Source organism: Mesorhizobium sp. M7A.F.Ca.CA.004.12.1.1, from assembly GCF_003997835.1.
In the GTDB taxonomy this organism is placed as follows: domain Bacteria; phylum Pseudomonadota; class Alphaproteobacteria; order Rhizobiales; family Rhizobiaceae; genus Mesorhizobium.
Genome location: NZ_RZRK01000811.1, coordinates 1 through 2,713, shown reverse-complemented (window position 1 = coordinate 2,713; position 2,713 = coordinate 1). Strand labels below are relative to the sequence as shown.

Genomic DNA, 2,713 nt, shown 5'->3' with positions numbered 1-2,713 from the left:
GCCCATTCCTGATGGCGGCGGAACTGGGCGTTGGCGAACGGGCAGAGCGGGATGATCTTCTTACCCGCCGCACGCGCATCCTCGACGGCGCGGGTGACGAGGCGAAGCCCGGCACCCTGGCCGCGAAAGACGTCCGGCACTTCGGTGTGGTCGATGATGATCTGGTGCTCACCGATCTTGGTGAAGGTCATCTCGGCCTCTGCGCCATCGGGTCCACGCAGGACATAGCGGCCCTTGGAACCGCGATCCTCAAGTTCGATCTCAGGCAGTTGGTCAGGCATCGCTATGCTCCTTGGGCAGCATCGGCAAAGAACCGCCGTGCCGCCTCGATCTCGTTTGGCCGCACCTCGTGCCCGCCATCGTGCCATTCCACTGTGACATCGGCGCCGTCGGCACGCAAATAGGCCTCGAGCCGCGTGGTCAGGTTCGGCGGGCAGATCGGATCGCGCTTGCCGGCGGTCATCAGAATATGGCGGCCGGCGAGACTGCCCTTCACCTGCGGCTCGAACGGGATCAGCGGATGCATCAGCACCGACGCGTCGAACAGGGCTGGAACCGCGAACACCACCGAGGCCAGGACATTGGCGCCGTTGGAATAGCCGAGACCCAGCACGGCCGATGGCTTCGCTGCTTCGACATGGGCCTTGACGAAGCCCGCCATCCTGATCGTCGCCCGTGCCAGATCCTCCATGTCGTAGACGCCCTCGCCGGTGCGGCGGAAGAAGCGCGCAGCACCTTGTTCGGACACATCGCCGCGCGGCGAGATAATGGTTGCCTGGGGCGCGAGATCGCGCCCCAGCGACAGAAGCTGGCTCTCATCGCCTCCAGTGCCATGGAAGACGAACAGCAATGGACCACCCGGCGAACCGGGCAGCAGCTTGTAGATGTAAGCGTCCTTGCTCATGACCTCAGCCTTCCAGTCTCTGCAGATGCTGTTCCAGATACGGCCGCAGGTGCTGGTGCTGCGACGGCAGCTTCAGCGCCTCGCCCAGATGAGCGGTATCCTCGTCGCGATCGAAACCCGGCTCGTTGGTGGCGACTTCGAACAGCACGCCACCCGGTGTGCGGAAATAGATCGCCCAGAAGTAGTCGCGATCGATCACCGGCGTCACCCCATAACCGGTGTCCATCAACGCCTTGCGTACCTCGAGCTGCCTGGCGCGGTTCTCGACCGCGAAGGCGACGTGATGGACAGAGCCGGCACCGAGATCGGCGAAGGCCGTGCTCGGCAGCGATTCGATGTCGATGACGTCGGCGCCATTGCCGTTCTTCACCGCCAGCCGCCTGAGATTGCCGGACTTGTCGACTTCCTCATAGCCCATGAACTTCAGCAGCTCCTCGGTGGCGCCGCCATCCTTCAGCCTGAGCGATACCGAATGTAAACCGCGGATCGCCTGGTCGACCGGAACACCGCCTTTCGCCCAGGGTGCTCTGCCGTCACCCTTGCCCTCGACCAGCGCGAAGCCGTCACCATCCGGTCCGGCAAAAGCCAGGCGCTTCTCGCCGAAGGTCTCTTCGCGCGACAGGCCGGTGACGCCCTCATCGGCAAAACGGCTTTCCCAATAGCCAAGCGTGCCTTCCGGCACCGAGTAGACGGTGGTTCCGACTTCCCCGACCCCATGCCGGCCCTTGCCTATATCGGGGAAAGGGAAATAGGTCATCACCGAACCCGGCGTGCCGGTCTCGTCACCGTAATAGAGGTGGTAGACGTCGGGCGCGTCGAAATTGACGGTCTTCTTGACCCGGCGCTGGCCGAGTTTCCTGGTGAAGAATTCGTTGTTCTGGCGGGCATCCCTGGCCATCGATGTGACGTGATGCAGGCCCTTGATCTGGTCGAGCATTGTCTTGCTCCTTCCTTGGTGCATGTGCGGCCCTCGCCGCTGTCCACGCCAATATGAGGACCAGAGCAGTTTAGGCAAAGGCGGCAAACACAGAATGGACTGTGTCGTAAAAGTGAACGATGGAACAAGGTTCGTTCACCAATTGGCCCGCAGAGTCGGGCTTGCGCCGTGGCCGGAATTCGGTTCCATGAACGGCGTTCGACATCCCGCGAAAAAGGTATCGTGAGTGACTGGAAAAGCCAGGCGGCCCAACATTCTCCTGATCACATGCGATCAGTGGCGTGGCGATTGTCTGTCCGCAGCCGGCCATCCGGTCGTGCAGACGCCCAATACCGACGCTTTGGCCGCGGAGGGTGTGCTGTTCAAGCGGCACTATGGCGGCGCGGCACCCTGTTCGCCCGCTCGCGCCTGCCTCTACACCGGCCTCTACCAGATGAACAACCGCGTCTGCCGCAACGGCACGCCGCTCGACGCTCGCCACGGCAACATCGCGCTCTCGGCTCGCGCCCTGGGCTATGATCCGACGCTGTTCGGCTACACCGACGTCTCGCTCGATCCGCGCCTGCTGGCGCCGGGCGATCCGCGGCTGCAAAGCTATGAAGGCGTGCTGCCGGGCTTTACGGTGCGCCAGTTGCTGCCCGAGCACCAGAAGCAATGGCTATCCTGGCTGGAACTGCAAGGTGTCGACGCCAGCGCCGGGTCCCCCGACATCCACCGTCCGCTGGCCGACGGCGTGGCCGGGACCATCAGCAACGCGCCGCCCGTCTACTCCGGGCAACAAACGCCGGCGGCTTTCCTGACCGGCGAATTCACGCGTTGGCTTGGCGAACAGGAGGACGCCACGCCGTGGTTCGCGCATCTTTCCTTCATCA

At 63.6% G+C, this 2,713-nt stretch carries 4 protein-coding genes; 1 reads left to right on the top strand and 3 read right to left on the bottom strand.

Annotation, left to right across the window (positions count from 1 at the left end):
- From EN984_RS30015 to EN984_RS30005, 3 genes are all read right to left on the bottom strand, one after another.
- Positions 1 to 281: GNAT family N-acetyltransferase (locus EN984_RS30015; protein ID WP_164765744.1), on the bottom strand; the 281-nt coding region annotated here is incomplete at its 3' end.
- A gap of 2 nt (positions 282 to 283) precedes the next feature.
- The gene (locus tag EN984_RS30010) at positions 284 to 904 is read right to left on the bottom strand and encodes an alpha/beta hydrolase (RefSeq protein ID WP_127268953.1); all 621 of its coding nucleotides are present in this window, start codon (positions 902 to 904) and stop codon (positions 284 to 286) included.
- Between the two features lie 4 nt (positions 905 to 908).
- Entirely contained in the window at positions 909 to 1,841 is a 933-nt protein-coding gene (locus EN984_RS30005) for a VOC family protein (protein WP_127268952.1), read from the bottom strand.
- 226 nt (positions 1,842 to 2,067) lie between these two features.
- On the opposite strand from EN984_RS30005, the gene EN984_RS30000 reads away from it, so the two are divergent.
- The coding region (locus EN984_RS30000; protein ID WP_164765743.1) for a sulfatase-like hydrolase/transferase at positions 2,068 to 2,713 on the top strand (646 nt) is incomplete at its 3' end.